Below are 17,534 nucleotides of genomic sequence, written 5' to 3'. Positions count from 1 at the left end.
TGCCGGTTTTACCCGGCATTATCTATTTAACTTTCTGTCGTAACTTGAGCTTGTCTTCTGCCTTTAAATACATTCTTAAGGTCGTTAAGAATTAGATAAAGTGCAGGAACGAGTAGCAGCGTTATCACCGTTGCAAACAAAATACCGAAGGCCAAGGAAATAGCCATAGGTATGACAACCTGTGCTTGCAGACTGCGTTCAAATACAATTGGCATCAACCCCATAAAGGTAGTTAATGACGTTAGAATTATCGCTCTAAAACGCTGCGTACCAGCGCTAATTGCCGCCTCCATTAGAGACATTCCCTCTTTGCGCGCACGGTTTACAAAATCCACCATGATCAAGCTGTCATTTACCACAACCCCAGATAACGCAATAATGCCGCAGACAGACAATACACTTACCGCCATACCAAGCACCAAGTGGCCGATAATAGCGCCCACTATGCCAAAAGGAATAACTGACATTATGATCAGAGGTTGGCTATAAGATTTAAGCGGAATAGCAAGTAATGTGTAGATAGCGAACAATGCAAACAACAACCCCTGCATCAGACTAAACATAGCTTCGGCTTGTTCCTTTGAGTTCCCCTGCAGCTGAAAGTCAACTTTTGGATAACGAGCCAACAAGTCAGGCATTAGGTTTTCAATTACGTCATTCGTCACTTCTGATGGGTCGAGTAATGCTTTATCAACTACACCCGTAACGGTAACAGAACGCTTTCCGTCTACGCGAATAATAGAGTCAAAGCCTTGGCCAACAGTGAAGGTCGCCACTTGCTCAAAAGGTATTTCTTGTCCATTTGGTGCGCGTATACGCATATTTTCAAGATGCTCTACGGAGCTTCGCTCGGTTTTAGGGTAGCGTACCATAACTTTTATTTCTTCATCGTCTCGCTGAATACGCTGAACTTCTGCGCCATAAAAGCCAAAACGAACCTGTTGACCAAGGTCTCGTAACGAAATACCAAGTGCATCAGCTTGTGGCTTAAGCGCTAACTGAATTTCATCACTGCCACCAGAGAAAGTATCGTTAATATCGGTTACGCCTTCGTATTGATCTAACGCTTCTTTTAGCTCTTCGCTAATAGCACGCAGCGCTTTGATATCGCCTGAACTAAACTCAAAGCTAAGGTCTGCACCACCACCTGGGCCGCCAGGAGAACTAATATTGAATGACTTAACACCAGGTATTTCAGGAAGCTCCTGACGCCACATGTCCTGAATTTCAAAATCAGTCAGCGTTCGTGTTTCCCCTTTTGTAAGCTCCGCAAAAATCTCTCCGCCTAAATTGCCATTATCAAATGCAATGGCGTGTTTAATTACATTTTCTCCAGATTCTTCAGCAATCTTTTCGTCCATGCGATGCATAGCTTCACGAAGCGTTGTAAGCACATTATCACGCTGCTGTAGTGACGAGCCTGGTTCTAGCTCAAAGCTGGCAACCATAAAGTCGCTTGGGATATTAGGGAAAAATACAAAACGCACGATACCACCGCCAAATAAACCGACTGTTAAAATCAGCATCGCGACAAAAACGGAAACCGTGGTATACCTATTGCGTATGGCTTTAGCTAAAAAAGGTGCGTATTTCTTTTGAATGAAGGTCTTTATACCTTCACTGAAAAAGTCTCTAAACTTTTGAAAGCCATTTGCTTTTGCTGGGTCATAGGGCTTCAGCTTCATATGCACAAGGTGGGCAGGCAATATAAGCTTAGACTCTATAAGTGAGAATATCAGACAGACAATCACCACCATGCCGATGGTCTTCCAAATAATACCGAAAGGGCCAGAAACCATAAGCATTGGCATAAATGCAGCGATAGTAGTCAGTACGCCGAAAGTGGCGGGCATAGCAACCTTTTTAACACCGGCAATGACGTTGTCAGCGCTGTGACCCTTTTTATCTATTTCAGAGTAAGCTGACTCGCCCATGATGATGGCATCATCTACCACTATCCCTAAGACAAGGATAAAGGCGAACAAGCTGAGCATATTAATAGATACACCCACTACATCTAACGGCATGACAAATAAAGTGCCAAGGAAACACACCGGTAGCCCTACAATAACCCAAAATGCGAGCTTTATTTTTAAAAATAGAGACAGAACCAGAAAAACAAGAAGCGCGCCGAAAAACATATTTTCGAGCATCATATTAAGTCTATCAGCGAGATAGAATGATCTATCTCCCCATGTATCGGCCGTAATGTGGGCTGGAAATTCTGCCTTTTGACTATCGATGTAATTGTTTACTTGTTCAGATATCTCTAACGCGTTCTGATCACCAACGGCTTGTACCCGCAAGCTAACGGCTGGTTTACCGTCAAATAAGGCGTATTGATTATTTTCGATGAAGCCGTCGTTTATATATGCAACATCGCCCAAAGTTACTCGCGTTCCATTCGAATTAGTGACCAGTACAATTTGAGAAAAGTCCCAGCCGGTATAGGCTTGCCCCTTTGTTCTTAGCAAGATATCGCCGTTTTCGGTGCGAATTGAACCGCCAGGTAAGTCCACACTAGACTGGCTCAAGCGCCCTACAACATCAGCAAAGGTAAGATTGTACTTTTGTAAATCGACTTCAGACAGCTCTACCGATATTTCGTAGTCGCGCGCGCCCACCACTTGAACACTGGAAATTCCTGACAAATTAGCAATGTCATCGCGTAAATTTTTGGCAAACTCTTTCAACTCTCGCTCTGACGCGTCACCATAAACTGAAATCCAAATCACATCCTGTTGAATTTTTTGGCGATAAATTACTGGTTTTTCAGTATCAGCGGGGAAGCTTGGTATTGCATCCACCTGTACCTTTACCTCATCAAGCAACGACTGCACATCATAATCTTCTTCGACTTGGATGCTTACCGTTCCCATCCCTTCAACGGCGGTAGCGTTAATTTGCTTAATGCCCTCTAAGTCTTTAATTGCCTCTTCTATTTTTAGCAGTACGCCTTCTTCTACTTCCTGTGGCGCAGCACCTAAGTAGGGAACCCGTACACTAATGACGTCTATTTCAAAGCTTGGAAAAACTTGCTTTTGAATACTGAACGCACTGAATATACCGCCAACAACAAGCAATATCATTAGTAGATTAGCGGCAACATTATTTTTTGCAAACCAGGCAATTAAGCCTTTGTTTGTATCAATGCGACTCATTAGTTGCCTCCTTCAGAGGACTTGCTTTCCACTTTGTCAGTGTTTTTCGACGTATCAGATTCAGCTGCTTCAGATAACACAGGCTCATCACCTGGCAAACGGACTTTCATACCGTTATAAGGGTTTGGAACCGCACTGGTGACGACCAATGAACCTTCTTCGATACCAGAGCGAATAAACACATCTTTCGCGGTGGTACGAGCAATTTCAACCGGCTTAATATCAATTTCTCGATTATCGTTAACGGTAACTACGGTATTATCTAACCGCAAAATACTGCGAGGTAGCACCACAAGCTCTTCGTTTTGGCGAGAGGTAATTTCTGCTTCCACAAATTGACCGAAACGCAGTGGCGAAGGGTGAGAATCGTTAAGATTATAAGGGTCTTTAACTTCAACAATGGCGTAGACTACTCGACTACCCGTATCTAAAATTCCTTCTGAACGAACTAGCTTGCCTTCCCATGTGCGCTTAACGCCACCAACCGACGCAAAGAGAGAAACGGGGGCGCTTTCGCTCGACTGCCCAGCTATATCGATAAACATGAGGTCGCTATCTGGAATAGGTAATCTTACTTCCGCCGTATCGGTAGAATATACAGTGCCCAGCATTGAACCCGCAGCCACAAACTGTCCAAGATCAATATTTCGCTCTACAACGATACCGTTGTATGGCGCTGTGATTTTAGTTCGTTCTAAATTGCGCTTTGCACGCTCTAGTTTAGCCTCTGCGGCTTTAACGTTTGCCTGTTCTTTTGCCAATTGGGGCTTTCTTAAGCCCAACTCAGGTGGCGCGACGCTGCTTACTGAGCGCCATTCTTGTTCTGCAACCTTTCCTCGCGCTATTTCCTCCTGTAAGGCAGCTTGCGCTTGAGCGAGTTCAGCTTCTGCAAGCTTTAAATCTGTGCGATAGTCATCTTGCTCTAGCGTGGCGAGTATGTCGCCCTTCTGAAATGTTCCTCCCGCGATAAACGCATCGGAAAGACTCACTACCTTGCCACTGACCTGTGCACTTAGCCCGGTTTTATTTCGGGGTACCACATTACCTTGAGATTTTACAATGAAGCTTACTTGCTCTGCGTTCACTGCTTTTGCATCAACTAAGAAAGCAGGGATCTCTACGGGGACTTGCTCAGGTGGCTTGCGCGATTTAATCATAACCGCCGCTGCAACAAACGCGATTAATACTATGAACAGTGGAATACCACTTTTCATTAACATGGAGTTTTTCATTTACTATCCCTAGGAACGAAGGTAACCAAAGTAAAAGCAATGTCTTGCCACTCAGATACCCCAAAATTTCTATTATTATTGTATCAACACTAGTGTACTGAATTTATTGGTAGAGTACTCATTTAAGATTGTTAAAATTTATTTCGAATTATTAAAAAAAAGAGCACAAAAAAATCAAGCGTTACTAATATAAAAAAATATCAAAAGAATACAAAGTATGATTGATAATTATGAGGTTTTCGTTGATTATTTAAGCACTCATTGGTTATGAGTTAACCGGCGGCTATCACTTGAGCACTGCCTTGCATGCTCATTCGCCTCGGGATTGAATTCGCAACGTTGAAGGGAAAACAGATTATGAGCCTTAAGAAACAATACCTTAAATCAAAACCTCTGTGTAAAGTGACATTTCGACTAAATGCGGAAGCGGCAAAAGACGCCAAAGAAGCATCTCTATGTGGAGATTTCACTGATTGGAAAACCCAACCATTAACAATGAAAAAGCTAAAAAGCGGCGACTTTACGTTAACGGTAGACCTAGAAAAAGATAATGAATACCAATTCAGATATCTTCTTGACGGGGAAAAATGGGAAAATGACTGGGATGCCGATGCGTACATCCCCTCACCGGTGAGCATTGAGGACAACTCTGTTGTTCGAGTATAACAACTAGCTCAAATCCAAGCATTATACCTATAAGATACCGCGCGTATTGAAAAACCAATCCCTACAAAAAAGGCTGCATTAATGCAGCCTTTTGTCGTTTAAGCGATATGACTAAAGTGAGCCTTCAAGCTCTGGAAGAACGTCGAATAGGTCTCCCACTAAACCATAGTCAGCAACTTGGAAAATTGGCGCTTCTTCGTCTTTGTTAATAGCAACAATAACTTTAGAGTCTTTCATACCCGCAAGGTGCTGAATAGCGCCTGAAATACCTACAGCGATATACAATTGAGGCGCAACAATCTTGCCCGTTTGACCAACCTGCATATCGTTAGGAACAAAGCCAGCATCTACCGCAGCGCGCGATGCGCCAATAGCTGCACCAAGCTTGTCTGCAATACCTTCAAGAAGCTTGAAGTTGTCGCCATTTTGCATACCACGACCGCCTGAAATAACTACTTCTGCTGCTGTGAGTTCTGGGCGCTCAGATTCAGTAAGCTCTGCTGAAACGAAGTCAGATTTCTCACTGCCTTTAACCACATCAATTGCGGTTACTTCAGCACTACCACCAGTTGCAGCTGCATCGAATGATGCTGCACGAACGGTAATCACCTTTTTTGCGTCAGATGATTGAACGGTAGCAATTGCGTTACCTGCATAAATTGGACGTACAAAAGTATCTTCACTTTCTACGCCAATAATGTCAGAGATTTGGGCAACATCTAACAATGCCGCTACGCGAGGCATAAAGTTTTTACCTGTAGTTGTTGCAGCTGCAATGACATGGCTATAGTCGCCCGCTAGTTCAAGAACCAAGTCAGCCGTATTTTCGGCCAGTTGATGCTTATAAGCTGCATTATCAGCAACAAGTACCTTCGCAACCCCATCAATCTGAGCAGCAGCTTCAGCAACCGCTTGGCAACCTTCGCCTGCCACTAAAACGTGGATATCGCCGCCCATTTTCTGTGCCGCGTTCACAAGCTTATGCGTTTCCGTCTTTAAGCTTGTGTTATCGTGTTCTGCATATACGAGTACGCTCATGAGATCACCTTTGCTTCATTTTTTAACTTATCTACTAACTCAGCAACGTCTGCCACTTTAATGCCACCCTCACGCTGAGGCGGAGGCGTGACTTTAAGCACTTTTACGTTTGACTCTAATGCAACACCAAAGTCTGCGGCCGCTTTAACATCAAGAGGCTTACGCTTTGCTTTCATAATATTTGGAAGCGAGGCGTAACGCGGTTCGTTCAAACGAAGGTCTGTTGTGACTACAGCTGGAAGCGAGAGCGCAACAGTTTGAAGACCACCGTCGATTTCACGAGTTACATTCACTTTTTCGCCATCTACAACCACTTCAGAGGCAAAAGTTCCCTGAGGCATACCAGTTAATGCGGCAAGCATCTGGCCTGTTTGGTTGTTGTCAGAATCGATGCTCTGTTTACCAAGAATAACAAGCTGAGGCTGCTCTTCTTCTACCACTTTGGCTAATAGCTTTGCCACTTGAAGTGAATCAAGATTTTGATCGGTATCGATTTGGATACCGCGATCAGCACCTAGGGCTAGTGCTGTACGTATTTGTTCTTGGCAGCTTTTGTCACCAATTGAAACGACAACGATTTCAGTGGCCACGCCCTTTTCTTTTAAACGAACGGCTTCTTCAACAGCAATTTCACAGAAAGGGTTAATGGCCATTTTCGCGTTAGTAAGATCTACGCCTGATTCATCGGCCTTCACTCTTACCTTAACGTTGTAGTCGATCGCGCGTTTGACCGGTACGAGTATTTTCATATTTACCTCAATTGTTGAGTTCGTCGGTGCTAATTACGTTTCATTAATAATTAACTATTAATAATTAAAAACGTATTACATCACCACGCTTTTTGAAACTTTAACAATGCTTCTACGTTAAAAAAGAAACTGTGGAACGTACGTTTTTAAAAGGCTAGCCTTAAAACGACGTTAACACCACGTTTACGAGCAGTTATAATGAACCGCCAGTTAACGTTAACGTAAACTGCTTTGCAATGTACTTACTGTTGACGTAAACGTCAACCTGCATTACCTTGCAAAACGACAATTAATTTACATGTTTTTGACACAAAGCATTATTTGTTTCATCAATAGTGCACTATAAAAATACAAACATAAGGAGCCTCCCGTGGAACGAGAATCGATGGAGTTTGACGTAGTCATCGTCGGTGCCGGCCCAGCTGGATTATCAACGGCTTGCAAGCTTATGCAGCTTGCAAATGAGAAAGACCAAGAGCTAATGGTCTGTGTGGTCGAAAAAGGCTCCGAAGTAGGCGCGCATATTCTTTCTGGCGCGGTGTTCGAACCTCGCGCACTCAACGAGCTTTTTCCTGACTGGAAAGAAAAAGGTGCACCACTCAACACGCCAGTCACTGAAGACCATATCTATTTACTCAACGATGAAACGTCATCGAGAAAGCTACCAAACGGCATAACGCCAAAAACCATGCACAATGACGGCAATTATATTGTCTCAATGGGGAACGTTAGCCGCTGGTTAGCGGAACAAGCTGAACAGTTAGGTGTTGAAGTATTTCCTGGGTTCGCTGCCTCTGAAGTTATCTATAATGAAGATGGCAGTGTTGGCGGTGTGCTTACCGGAGACATGGGTGTTGGCGAAAATGGCGAACCTAAAGACGGCTATATGCCAGGCATGGAGTTACGTGCTAAATACACCGTGTTTGCTGAGGGCTGTCGCGGTCACTTAGGCAAAGAGCTCATTTCTCACTTTAAGTTAGATCAAGATGCCTCTCCTCAACACTACGCCATTGGTTTTAAAGAAATCTGGGACATAGATCCATCCAAGCATCAGCCAGGTTTGGTTGTTCACAGCGCGGGTTGGCCCCTTGATGATGCCACAGGCGGAAGCTATCTTTATCACGCTGAGGACAATCAGGTGTTCGTTGGCCTAATCGTTGACCTTAATTATGACAATCCCTATTTAAGCCCGTTTGATGAATTTCAGCGCCTCAAACATCACCCTGTTTTTAAACAGTACCTTGAAGGTGGTAAGCGCGTTTCTTACGGCGCTCGTGCAATTGCAAAGGGTGGCTTTAATTCGCTGCCTAAAATGACCTTTCCTGGTGGCTTATTAGTTGGCTGTGAAGCAGGTACCCTTAATTTTGCGAAGATAAAGGGTAATCACACTGCAATGAAGTCGGGCATGTTAGCCGCTGAAAGTATTTTTGATGCAATTGTAGAGAATTCTGAAGCCCCCATAAAAGAGTTAACCAGCTTTACAGAGAAATTTAAATCATCGTGGCTTTATGATGAATTGTTCCGCTCTCGTAATTTTGGTCCAGCAATTCATAAGCTTGGTAATTTTTGGGGCGGCGCATTCAATACCCTTGAGCAAAATTTCTTTAACGGCAATTTGTTTTTCACTATGAAAGATGAACACAAAGATTATGCTCAACTTAAAGAAGCAAAAGATGCGAGAGAGATTTCCTACCCGAAACCAGATGGCGTGTTGAGTTTTGATAAATTATCATCGGTATTTTTATCTAACACCAACCACGAAGAAGATCAGCCCTGTCACTTAAAACTGAAAGACCCTTCTATTCCTATTCAAATTAATTTACCTAAATTTGCTGAGCCTGCTCAGCGCTACTGTCCTGCTGGGGTGTATGAGGTAATTGAAGAAGAAGGACAACCTCGTTTTCAAATTAACGCACAGAACTGCGTTCACTGTAAAACCTGCGATATCAAGGATCCCAGCCAAAATATTAAATGGGTTGTACCAGAGGGTGCAGGCGGCCCCAATTATCCAAATATGTAAATTCCCTCTACCTTTGCGAAACAATTTTTAATAGTTTCTGCAATTAAACGGATAATTTTTAAAAGCGAGCGTAGCTCGCTTTTTTTTTGTGCTACTTTTAATTATTATCTAATTGAAATTTAGTACAACGTATTAAGGTTAATTAATGAGCGAATTTTTAGATATTTTAACCCATGGAAGACGTTTACAAGGTGCTGTTAAGGAATTAAGCATAGAAGAACTTGAACAAGTTCAAGAAAAACTTAGCGGCATAATAGAAAAAAGAAAAGAAAAAGCCCTTGAGCAAGAAAAACTAGAAAAAGAAAAGTTAGAAAAGCTAGCGTCAATTAAAAAGCAAATGGAAGAAGCTGGCTTAAATGTAGAAGATTTACAGGCGTTAAATTTCGACACAAATAAAAAAGCCGGAAAAAAGCGCCCAATCAAATATAAGCTGGTAGATGAAAAAGGCGAAGAGCATTTATGGACAGGCATAGGTCGTATGCCTCGCGTTTATAAAGATGCGCTCGACAGCGGCAAGTCACTTGACGATTACGCTATAAATTAAATTATCTGCTTAACCATTATAATGGGGCCTGTTTTACAGGCCTTATTTTATTTTGACCACACGTCAGTTAGCGCATTTTTAAATGGAAAATAGGTATAAAGCTGTGGAGTTAAACTATAAACTTTCAAAAAGCCAAACATCTTCTCCGTGGTTAATATTAATTCACGGTCTTTTTGGCAATGCCGATAATTTAGCGGGAATTAAACGCCATTTTGAATCAGATTTTAATGTCCTTAGCATTGATTTACCGGATCATGGTGAATCACCGTGGACTTCATTGTTTTCAATAGTCGATGCAGCTGAAGCGGTGTTCGAACTAATGCAATCGCTTGAAATAAGTCGCAGTGCGGTATTGGGCCATTCTTTAGGTGGCAAAGTTGCAATGAGATTAGCCTTAAGTCACAGTGCTGTAATATCCCATTTAATTGTTGCCGACATTGCCCCGGTTAAATACGATCATAGTCATCAAGCGGTATTTGACGGCTTGAATTCTGTTCCGTTAAACACCATCCAAAGTAGAAAGGACGCAGAAAAAGAAATGGCGGCGCATGTAAAAGAACCTGGCGTGCGCCAGTTTCTTTTGAAGAGCCTGTATCAGGATAATAGCGGCGCATGGAAATGGCGATTTAATGTAGAAGGTCTCATGGCAAGTTATTCCCATATTATTGACTGGGAACAAACTAATCAGACGTTTGATGGCATAACATTATTTATTAAGGGAAGTGAGTCTGACTACATAACATCTGCTTACCGCGATGAGATAAGTCGTTATTTCCCTAATGCGAAAGCACATATTATCGAGGGTACGGGCCATTGGTTGCATGCAGAAAAGCCTGCGGCATTTAATTCGATAGTTGAGAGAACGCTCAAGAAATCGTCCTAAAAATAAGGTTTCGTCATCATAAAAGATGAGAATGACTATTATTACATTTTTTTGAACGTTTTAGGCTCTTACAGGCGTATATACTGTGGTATCATTGCGCCAGAATTTTGAAGTAACAACACTATGCTTGCAGAAAATTACGAACTCATTGAGTCCATCATGTTGTATGGCGGCTTATTTATACTTTTCGTATTGATGGGTTTCGCTGTACACGATGTACTGCGTAAGAACGATGTACCGCTCATAGGGCGTGTCGTCACCTATGGTGTGCTAGGTTTAGGAGCCTTGGGGTTTCTTGCGAAAGGCATTATTGAATGGTTTTGGTTAAGCACAGGCGTTTAATTAGTAACGATTAATAGAGGTTAGATATGGCAAGCGTTGGCCTATTTTTCGGAAGTGACACGGGTAATACCGAACATGTTGCGAAAATGATCCAGAAGGAATTGGGTAAACAGCTAATTGATGTTAAAGACATTGCCAAGAGCAGTAAAGAAGACATCGCTGATTTTGATTTGCTTATCTTTGGTATCCCTACGTGGTACTACGGTGAAGCGCAATGCGACTGGGATGACTTTTTCCCAGAGTTAGAGCAAATCGACTTTAATGATAAGTTGGTTGCAATTTTTGGTTGTGGCGATCAAGAAGATTATGCTGAATACTTCTTAGATGCGATGGGTATGGTTAGAGACATCGTTGAAGCCAAAGGCGCGATTTTAGTTGGTCAATGGTCAACTGATGGCTATGACTTCGAAGCATCTAAAGGTATGGCTGACGACAATCATTTTGTTGGTCTAGGAATTGATGAAGACCGCCAACCTGAACTAACAGAGTCTCGCGTTAAAGCGTGGTGTAAGCAAATTCACGACGAATTATGCTTGGCAGAACTGGCCTAGTTTGAACGCGATACATTAGCGTGCACAAATAGGCATACAAAAAACCGCTCAGACGAGCGGTTTTTTTATTTGATTTACATTCAAGCGAATTGCGTTGCGTACAAGACAGTACCTAATGAAAATCACAAGTGGAAACGCTCTACTGCCTTTCTTAGGCTTTCAGTTTGTGCATCCAGCATCATCGTTGATTCATTAGACTGCCTAGTGCTCTGTGCACTCGAATCTGCCAAGGCCACAATTTTATTCAAACTCTCGGCAACATCACCAAGCAGTATGTCTTGTTGCTGAGTATCCGTGACAATATGTTCGTTGATATCGCTTAAGCGTTCAATAATCTGGCGAATGCTTTCAACTTGTTGTGAAACTTGCTGCGTAATTTGCACCCCTTCTTGCGCTTGCTCACGCCCTGCATTAATCGCTTTAACGGCCTCAGCAGCATCTTTTTGCAAATTACCTATCATTTGCTCTATCTCTTCCGTTGAGTCGTGTGTGCGATTTGCCAACGTTCGTACTTCATCAGCAACCACAGCAAATCCCCTGCCCTGCTCACCGGCTCTGGCTGCTTCTATGGCAGCATTCAGCGCTAACAAGTTAGTTTGTTCAGCTATTGTCTTAATGACGTCTAAAATACTGCCAATACTGCGAGAGTTATCGTCTAGCCTGCTTATAATTTGTGAAGATGATTCAGCTTGTCTAGCTTGATTTCCTACTTGCTGACGGTTCTTATCGACTAAATGACCGATGTCTGTGCTCTGTTGGGTTATTTCTCTAAGCGCATCCATTGCATCGTGAATTTGAGCAAGGTTGCTGCGGCTCTTATCCTGGACGTTTTTCGTGTTCGTTGAGGTAACAGTGACTTGCTCTCGCTGCTTATCCACCTCCGAAAGGCTTTTGTTACCTAGCTCAACGCTTTCTTTTGTAATTTCAATCAGCCGCTTTTCTTGTTCTAAAATATTACCCACCAGCTCTCTTAAACTGTCAGTTAAACTGTTCACCTTTGCTGATAGTGCTGAAAACTCATCGTTGCCTTCTTCAGATAGTTTCGTACTTAAATCGCCTTTACTCAGCAGGCTCAGCCCTTGGTTTATTCGACCTAAAGGCTTTGAAATACTACGCGTCACAATTACCGCTAAGAATATCGCTGCGGTTAGCCCTAAGACTGCAACAATAATATTGCGAACTAAATTTTCCTGAACGGATTCGAGAATGGCGTTTTGTCCATCAAGCGACTGCGTCTGTACTGAATCGAACAAGGTATTAATATCGGTAAGTGCCGTCTGTAACGCCTCTTTTGCTTGCTTTTGCGCAACCGCAGCTTTTTCTACCTCTAACAGTTTCTGACGTTGAAGAGCAATCAGGCCATTTGCCCCGTTTACCGCCTCAATAAGCAGGTCATACTGCTCGTTAAACGCCTCTATTGTGCCACCGTCATCAACATCTGTTGCTAAGCGGTTAACGTAGTCCTTATCAACTTGCAAATTGCTCAATTGATAATTTAAATCTTCGATAATATTGGCACTTTGTGCCGCATCGTTTGTTTCCGCCAATTCAACAAAAGAGTCGTTCATTGTGAGTAGCTTATTATCGATAGCCGTTCCAGCCCCAATAAGCGTTTCGATGCTAGGGTTATTACCTTCTAAATAAGAAAGATCAAGCATAAGAGCACTGGCTTCGTCGGCGGTCATCAGAACCTTCTCAAGCTGGGTGGCAAGTGCCTTTTCAATATTCATCCTCTCATTAATTGCCGCATACATGTTATTGCTGCTATCAACATAGGCCAAACTTACGTCAACGGCATTGGATGCTACATTGTTTTTGGGCATAAGGGAGGTTAACTTCGATAGGTCGCCCTCGAATGCTGACGATAATGAGTCAAAGGTCGCTTTATTAGCATTTAACTCAGCAATATCTACTACGTGATAGCCATTAGCCGTAATCACCGATAACGAGAGAATCTCGGTTTTCACCTTTACCATACTGGTTTGCACCGGCATTTTCTGTTCTACAACATCTAACGCAGAGTCTTTTATACTACTGAGTCCAAAGTAGGAGAGCGTACTGGTAAGTAAAAGTAAGCAGCCGAATAGACCGAAGCCTAGTGTGATTTTATTTATAATTGTTAACTGCATGGGCACTTCCATTAAAACTGCATGCCAAAAATATCGGAGCGTTGAGTCACTTCATTAAGTTTAGTTTAACAGGATGTTAATGCAATACGTCAAAAGTTTTATTTATTTTAGTTATTTAGTAACATTATCTGAGACTTATGTACTGGTCGGAGTTGCTTAATTTACTCGACCACACTGGGTCAAATTTGGTCGTTCTTGAAGCAATGGGTAAATTTTCGTCGAGAAGACAAAGTTTCCACGGTTTTCCTTTTAAATTGTTTTAACTTACCTATAATAACCCCAAATATTTATTCACTCGTTCTTAGTAGGTTGTAATGGATCAAAATAAAGAATTGAAAAAAGCAGGGCTTAAAGTCACTCTGCCTCGCCTTAAAATTTTACAAATTCTGCAAGAGCCAGAAAACCAACACATCAGTGCTGAAGACGTTTACAAAATACTCATTGAACAGGGTGAAGAAATTGGTTTAGCGACAGTATATCGCGTTTTAAACCAGTTCGATGATGCAGGTATCCTTAATCGTCATCATTTTGAAGGCGGAAAATCAGTATTCGAAATAAGCCACAAAGATCATCACGACCACTTGGTATGCCTCAAGTGCGGCAAAGTTATCGAGTTTGAAGACGAGATCATCGAAGAACGCCAAGAAATGATTGCCAAAAAACATAAGATGAAGCTAACACATCACAGCCTTTATCTTTACGGCGAATGCACCGACGGTAACTGCGATAACGTACCAGACTAAATTATTTGTATTTATTCAAGAAGAGGCCCGCTTTTATGCGGGCCTCTTTCGTTTTTTACGCTTTAAATTTGTAGGAGTGATAGGCAGCAATAGCTTTCTCCCACACATCCCCCACTTCACTATTCCCAATGACGTGCCCGTCTACCTCTACCACAGGTGCTACTTCTTTACTCGATGAGGTAAGCCATACTTCATCAGCATTCAAAAGATCGTCTTTACTAAACCACGTTTCGGAGACAACTAGCCCAGCTTGCTTGAACGCTTCAATGGCTATAGCGCGAGTAATGCCAGGAAGAAGTTCGTGATTGAGTGGCGGCGTCGATATAGCACCGTCTTTAACCATAAACACATTACATGAGCTTGCTTCGGTTATCATACCGTCGCCGTTGTACAATATAGTTTCGTTAACGCCCGCGTCTACTCCCGCCTGATAATGCATAACGTTACCTAACAGCGACGTTGATTTAATGTGGCATCGCTGCCATCTTTTATCTTGCTCGAGTGCAACTTTAAAAGGTTTGGCATCAGTCTTGGACGTAGGTTGAGGTGGCGCGATTTCAAACGCAAAGCCAAACACCGTTGGTGCTATATGCTTAGGATAAGCATGGAACCGCTTAGTATCGGTACCCCGGCTTACGTGAAAATAAACGCCAATGTTTCCGCTTTCAATGAATGTTTGATTCTTTGAAACCAGATTTGACAGAATATCCTGCCATTGTTTTGCGGTATACGGATTGGTGATTTCGATTGCTTCTAAACCTTGAGCCATGCGCGTGGTGTGTCCTTTGAACCCGACAGGATTACCAGCGTAAGTTGGTATGACTTCATAAATACCGTCACCAAATAGAAAGCCTCTATCCATTGGAGAAATTTTCGCCTCAGAAAGAGGCATATACTCACCGTTTAAAAACGCAATTGTCACAATATTTCTCCTTGCAATTGGCGGCGTCTACTTGTCATAAGTAGCCAGTCGGCCCTTGCCTCTTCTTCATCTTGAAAAACAAAATTTACCTTTTCACCGGGCACGGCTTGTGCCAAGCGACTTATATCACAGGGGCTCACACAGCCTAATTTCGGATAGCCCCCCAACGTTTGCCTGTCGCGCATCATCACAATAGGCTGCCCGTCGCCGGGAACTTGAATGGCGCCTAGATGGATGGCTTCAGAGCGCATATTCTCTATATCGGAGGCCACTGACTCACCTGTTAGTCTGAAGCCCATACGGTCGATTGATGATGAAACCGTATAAGTACTGGTTTCAAATGTACGTACGGCAACATTACTAAAGCTTGTAAACTGATAACCGGGAATAACTCGGATTGATTCTATAAAGCCATAGTCATCTATGTGCTGCTGCGCTAGCGTTCGCATTTTAGCGTTGTCTTTCACTCTTGTGTTAGCTAAAACCTCGATGCAATCGCCATCTTTTAACACGCATCCCTTACCGTCCAATCCACCAAGCTGTTCGCGAACCACCGTACAGGCACTGCCCACTGCTTTTGGCACTTGCCAGTTACCACATATTGCCAAGTATGCTTTGCTACCTAAAAGCGCACTTTTGAAGGTTATCGTTGCGCCTGCTGATACTTTTTGGCTCTGATATACCGCTTTAGCGATCCCATCTATATCAAGTGAAGGCTCTCTTCCAGTAACCGCAATAACACAATCTTCATCAACGCGTATCTGCATCTCGCCAATCGCTTCAATGCACGGTGTGCCATCTAGATTGAAGGCAAGAAAATTGGCCCAATCATAGGCGTTACTGTCCATGGGGCCTGACTCGCAAAAACCATCTCTCTGTTTTCCTACTCTGCCCTTATCGATAATGAGGCTAAACAGTCCCTTGCTGAGTACGTTAATTCTCATAGTTCAACCTGCAACCCTGATTTGTATTCTTGCTCAGTAATCGAAACAAACTTAACTACGTCTCCCGCTCTCAATCGTGACTCACTGTGCTGATCTTTGTGCAGAAGCATATCAAACGCAGTGAGCCCTAAAAGGTTCCATCCACCGGGTGACTCGTTTGGGTAGACGGCAGTTTGTCTGTCCGCTATCGCGACTGCTCCTTTGGGAACCCGCTTGCGCGGTGTGCCTAAACGGGCACATTTCAACGCTTCTGGAATATCGCCCATATAGGCAAACCCGGGAGAAAAGCCCACTGCGTATACTTTATAAGTTGTACTTGTGTGCAGCGCGATAATCTCTTCAATAGACAGTGACGTTTTCTTGCTTACGATGCTTAAATCGCTGGCATTTGGTGCGCCATACCACACAGGAATTTCAACCACCGAGTTTTTCACGCGCTGTTCTGATGCAGTAGGAAGCCTATATATATTTTCGGCACTTAACTCTCGTAAGGCTAGATATACACCGTGACTGTCAATTAATGCCATGTCAAAGATGATAAGCAAACTGTCGTAGGACGGCACGCATTCGCGTAACCAACTCCATCGAGTACTTGTATCACCTTCTGGCTTTTTACCAACATCAATATGAGCGATATGCTCCTGTTTAGCGTCAATAGCCGAAAGCATTTGGTGACATGCGCTGTTTGCTTCATCTAAGTTCGCGCCGTCAAAATACACTATTATGGCGTCAGCACCTGCTGTCACAATTAGCTTAATACACCCGAAAGCTTGCATCTGCTGTCCTTGATACTGTTATTATTTTTAATAAATGTGTTTTTTATGAGGCGAGTTTATAGAAACTTTCTGATCCTTTGCGCAATACTCACGGCGCCTTTCGTGTCACCATGCACGCACAAAGAATCTGCTTCTACTTTCAGCGTACTGCCAGACGCAGTGATAACAGTACCTGACTCTATTAGCCGTTCAGCCTGGGCTAAGGCTTCATCTTCATTTAATACTGCACCTTCTATCGTGCGCGATTGCAATAACCCTTCATCGGTGTAACGTCTATCAGAAAACGCTTCGAAGTATAATGGCAGCGCCCACTCTTTCGCCTCTTCTTTAATCACGTCATTTCTTGCTGTCGCTTGCACCATTAGCGTCAATGGTTCCTGTGAAATTTGCGCGTTTATTTCAGCCACGCTTTGCATCACTGCACGTCTAATTGTGAGGCTTTTCATCATATCGTTATATAACGCACCGTGGGGCTTAACATAGCTCACCGTTGCCCCAGAAAGGTCCGCCATACCGGCTAGCGCGCTAACCTGATACTGAATCATGGCGATAAGTTCGTCGGCCCCTATCGTCATACTTCGTCGGCCGAAGCCCTGCAAGTCTGGGTAAGCTGGATGCGCTCCTATGGCAACACCGTGGGTTTTCGCTAGAAATATCGCCTGTTTCATTACCAGTGGATCGCCTGCATGAAATCCACACGCGATGTTCGCTTGATCAATCTCTGCCATAATAGCCGACTCTATAGGCATGGACCACGCACCGTAACTTTCACCTAAATCGCAATTTAACTTCATAATGGTTTAGCTCTTACCTTCATTCCAGTATCATGTTACC

16 protein-coding genes are annotated in these 17,534 nt (G+C 43.2%); 7 read left to right on the top strand and 9 right to left on the bottom strand.

The genetic code is table 11. The features are described from left to right. Window positions 1-26 precede the first annotated feature (26 nt). A complete protein-coding gene (locus GVO62_RS03300; RefSeq protein WP_159117724.1) occupies window positions 27-3,161 on the bottom strand; it encodes an efflux RND transporter permease subunit in 3,135 nt (1,044 codons plus the stop codon). Then, complete coding sequence (locus GVO62_RS03295) at window positions 3,161-4,393, bottom strand: efflux RND transporter periplasmic adaptor subunit (RefSeq protein WP_159117723.1); 1,233 nt, start codon at window positions 4,391-4,393, stop codon at window positions 3,161-3,163. Before GVO62_RS03295 ends, GVO62_RS03300 begins: the two co-directional genes overlap by 1 nt. A gap of 357 nt (window positions 4,394-4,750) precedes the next feature. Between GVO62_RS03295 and GVO62_RS03290 the strand changes: the two genes are divergently transcribed. Further along, window positions 4,751-5,059 (top strand): isoamylase early set domain-containing protein, encoded by a 309-nt coding sequence (locus GVO62_RS03290; protein ID WP_105930141.1) that lies wholly within the window; start codon window positions 4,751-4,753, stop codon window positions 5,057-5,059. Between the two features lie 111 nt (window positions 5,060-5,170). Here GVO62_RS03290 and GVO62_RS03285 read toward each other — a convergent pair whose 3' ends face one another. Further along, window positions 5,171-6,097: an electron transfer flavoprotein subunit alpha/FixB family protein gene (locus tag GVO62_RS03285; protein WP_159117722.1), complete on the bottom strand. Its 927-nt coding sequence runs from the start codon at window positions 6,095-6,097 to the stop codon at window positions 5,171-5,173. Continuing rightward, window positions 6,094-6,846 carry an electron transfer flavoprotein subunit beta/FixA family protein gene (locus tag GVO62_RS03280; RefSeq protein ID WP_039216447.1) on the bottom strand — a complete coding sequence of 251 codons (753 nt, stop codon included), beginning with the start codon at window positions 6,844-6,846 and terminating at the stop codon, window positions 6,094-6,096. The genes GVO62_RS03285 and GVO62_RS03280 overlap by 4 nt, the downstream gene beginning before the upstream one ends. Window positions 6,847-7,216: 370 nt before the next feature. On the opposite strand from GVO62_RS03280, the gene GVO62_RS03275 reads away from it, so the two are divergent. From GVO62_RS03275 to fldA, 5 genes are all read left to right on the top strand, one after another. Next, a complete protein-coding gene (locus GVO62_RS03275; protein ID WP_159117721.1) occupies window positions 7,217-8,866 on the top strand; it encodes an electron transfer flavoprotein-ubiquinone oxidoreductase in 1,650 nt (549 codons plus the stop codon). Between the two features lie 145 nt (window positions 8,867-9,011). Next, window positions 9,012-9,410: an H-NS histone family protein gene (locus GVO62_RS03270; protein ID WP_159117720.1), complete on the top strand. Its 399-nt coding sequence runs from the start codon at window positions 9,012-9,014 to the stop codon at window positions 9,408-9,410. Between the two features lie 103 nt (window positions 9,411-9,513). Beyond that, window positions 9,514-10,293, top strand: a complete 780-nt coding sequence (locus GVO62_RS03265; protein ID WP_159117719.1) for an alpha/beta fold hydrolase — start codon at window positions 9,514-9,516, stop codon at window positions 10,291-10,293. Window positions 10,294-10,416: 123 nt separating this feature from the next. Next, the gene (locus GVO62_RS03260; protein WP_014998613.1) at window positions 10,417-10,635 is read left to right on the top strand and encodes a DUF2788 domain-containing protein; all 219 of its coding nucleotides are present in this window, start codon (window positions 10,417-10,419) and stop codon (window positions 10,633-10,635) included. A 26-nt stretch (window positions 10,636-10,661) separates the two neighbouring features. Continuing rightward, window positions 10,662-11,186, top strand: a complete 525-nt coding sequence (gene fldA, locus GVO62_RS03255) for a flavodoxin FldA (RefSeq protein ID WP_105930082.1) — start codon at window positions 10,662-10,664, stop codon at window positions 11,184-11,186. 122 nt (window positions 11,187-11,308) lie between these two features. On the opposite strand, the gene GVO62_RS03250 is transcribed toward fldA, so the two are convergent. Continuing rightward, window positions 11,309-13,315 (bottom strand): methyl-accepting chemotaxis protein, encoded by a 2,007-nt coding sequence (locus GVO62_RS03250; RefSeq protein ID WP_159117718.1) that lies wholly within the window; start codon window positions 13,313-13,315, stop codon window positions 11,309-11,311. Between the two features lie 314 nt (window positions 13,316-13,629). Here GVO62_RS03250 and fur point away from each other — a divergent pair, with 314 nt between their 5' ends. Further along, on the top strand, window positions 13,630-14,058 hold the full coding sequence (gene fur, locus GVO62_RS03245; RefSeq protein WP_105930083.1) for a ferric iron uptake transcriptional regulator: 429 nt from the start codon (window positions 13,630-13,632) through the stop codon (window positions 14,056-14,058). A gap of 55 nt (window positions 14,059-14,113) precedes the next feature. Here the strand turns inward: fur and GVO62_RS03240 are convergent, their stop codons facing one another. From GVO62_RS03240 to GVO62_RS03225, 4 genes are read right to left on the bottom strand one after another with little or no spacing between them, the layout of a single operon-like run. Then, a complete protein-coding gene (locus tag GVO62_RS03240) occupies window positions 14,114-14,980 on the bottom strand; it encodes a D-amino acid aminotransferase (protein ID WP_159117717.1) in 867 nt (288 codons plus the stop codon). Beyond that, complete coding sequence (locus GVO62_RS03235; protein WP_159117716.1) at window positions 14,977-15,924, bottom strand: biotin-dependent carboxyltransferase family protein; 948 nt, start codon at window positions 15,922-15,924, stop codon at window positions 14,977-14,979. Before GVO62_RS03235 ends, GVO62_RS03240 begins: the two co-directional genes overlap by 4 nt. After that, complete coding sequence (locus tag GVO62_RS03230) at window positions 15,921-16,700, bottom strand: 5-oxoprolinase subunit B family protein (protein ID WP_159117715.1); 780 nt, start codon at window positions 16,698-16,700, stop codon at window positions 15,921-15,923. The genes GVO62_RS03235 and GVO62_RS03230 overlap by 4 nt, the downstream gene beginning before the upstream one ends. Before the next feature lie 56 nt (window positions 16,701-16,756). Continuing rightward, window positions 16,757-17,494 carry a 5-oxoprolinase subunit PxpA gene (locus GVO62_RS03225; protein WP_159117714.1) on the bottom strand — a complete coding sequence of 246 codons (738 nt, stop codon included), beginning with the start codon at window positions 17,492-17,494 and terminating at the stop codon, window positions 16,757-16,759. Between the last annotated feature and the right edge of the window lie 40 nt (window positions 17,495-17,534).

It is taken from the genome of Alteromonas sp. KUL150, assembly GCF_009811475.1.
GTDB classification, from domain to species: domain Bacteria; phylum Pseudomonadota; class Gammaproteobacteria; order Enterobacterales; family Alteromonadaceae; genus Alteromonas; species Alteromonas gracilis.
The sequence above is the reverse complement of the archived record's forward strand: the minus strand, read 5'-3'. Positions and strand labels throughout refer to the sequence as shown.